The sequence below is a fragment of the Vibrio marinisediminis genome (assembly GCF_014050145.1).
In the GTDB taxonomy this organism is placed as follows: Bacteria; Pseudomonadota; Gammaproteobacteria; order Enterobacterales; family Vibrionaceae; genus Vibrio; species Vibrio marinisediminis.
In genome coordinates, this window is record NZ_JACFYF010000099.1 from 1 (window position 1) to 333 (window position 333).

Here is a 333-nt window from a genome sequence, read left to right on the forward strand (position 1 = left end):
TCTGCTTCTGCTTCTGCTTCTGCTTCTGCTTCTGCTTCTGCTTCTGCTTCTGCTTCTGCTTCTGCAGGAGAGTATTGCTCCGCTGGTTCGTTCTCTGCAACAGTTACATCGCTATCAAGCTCTTCATAGCGTTCACCATTTAGTTCTTCACCATGCAATGCGGCTAACGCGCTTTCTGCTTCAATATCACCATCAACCAGCCAATCTTCATCGCTAGGCGTACCAAATTCATTCTCTACCGCAGGCAACGCTGGCTTAGGTAGATCAACTGGCTCTGGCTCTGGCTCTGGCTCTGGCTCTGGCTCTGGCTCTGGCTCTGGCTCTGGCTCTGGC

At 52.0% G+C, this 333-nt stretch carries 1 protein-coding gene; it reads right to left on the minus strand.

The features are described 5' to 3' along the window. The coding region (locus H2O73_RS20465; protein WP_182110740.1) for a hypothetical protein at positions 1-333 on the minus strand (333 nt) is incomplete at both ends.